The sequence below is a fragment of the Corallococcus terminator genome, from assembly GCF_003611635.1.
Lineage (GTDB): Bacteria > Myxococcota > Myxococcia > Myxococcales > Myxococcaceae > Corallococcus > Corallococcus terminator.
The window spans coordinates 1-1,109 of the sequence record NZ_RAVZ01000713.1 but is presented as its reverse complement, the minus strand read 5'-3'; the positions used below and the strand labels follow the sequence as shown (position 1 = coordinate 1,109).

Annotated in this window: 1 protein-coding gene; it reads left to right on the top strand. The window is 71.1% G+C overall.

The window, feature by feature from the left end:
- A partial coding sequence (locus tag D7V88_RS41720; RefSeq protein WP_208726768.1) for an OPT/YSL family transporter occupies positions 1-1,109 on the top strand: 1,109 nt, incomplete at both ends.

Here is a 1,109-nt window from a genome sequence, read left to right as displayed (position 1 = left end):
TGCTGGGGGTGGGCGGGCTTGTGTCCGGGGCGCTCACGCTTGCTCGCGATGGCTTGGGCCGCCTGCCCTACTCCTGGGCGTTTCCGGGGACGCTCGGTGGGATTTCGCTGGAGCGGTTGGGGTTCGCTCTGGAGACGGGGCTGATGCCGGTGGGCGGGGGCGCGCTCCTGGGCTTGCGCATCACCGCTTCGATGTTGCTGGGAGCTCTCTTCCTTCATGGCTTCATCGCGCCACGGCTGATGGCTTCGGGTGTGGTGCCGGTGGAGGGTGACTTCCTCGCCTGGGCGCTGTGGCCGGGCGCGGCGGCGCTCACCACCGCGTCGCTGCTTCAGTTCGCGCTCCAGGGAAAGGTGTGGGGCCGCGCGCTTCGGGGATTGTTCGTTCGGGAGCAGGGGGCCCGCCATCCGGTGGAGGCGCTCCAGGTTCCTGGACGGTGGTTGTTCGCGGGGCTGCTCGTGCTGACTCCCGCCACGGTGGCGCTGGCCTGGGTGGGCTTCGATGTTCCGGTGCCCCATGCGCTGCTCGCGGTCGCGCTGTCGTTCGTGCTGTGCCTCATCTCCTGCCGCGTCACGGGCGAAACGGACGTCAGTCCCGTGGGCGCGCTGGGGCAGGTGACGCAGTTGACGTATGGCGTGCTCCTGCCCGGCAACGTGGAGGCGAACCTCGCCACCGCGGGCATCACCGTCAATGCGGCTTCGTCCGCGGCCGACCTGCTCACGGACCTGAAGGCGGGGCACCTGCTGGGTGCGCATCCCCGGCGCGTGTTCCTGGCGCAACTGTTGGGCTGCGTCGTGGGCTCGCTGGTGGTGGTGCCGCTGTTCTACCTGCTGGTGCCGGATGCTTCCGTGCTGGGCTCGGAGCGCTTTCCGGCCCCGGCTGCCACGGTCACCGCGGGTGTCGCCCGCGTGCTGGCCTCCGGACTCGGCGCGGTATCGCCGGAGCTGCGCAGCGCCATGGCCTGGGCGGCGCTTGGCGCGGCTGTCCTCTCGCTGTGCGAGCAGGCACTGCCGGAGCGCTTCCGCCGCTGGACTCCTTCCGCCGTGGGCGTGGGGTTGGCCTGTCTGCTGCCCGCGTCCACCTGCCTTGGATTCTTCCTGGGCGGGCTGGGG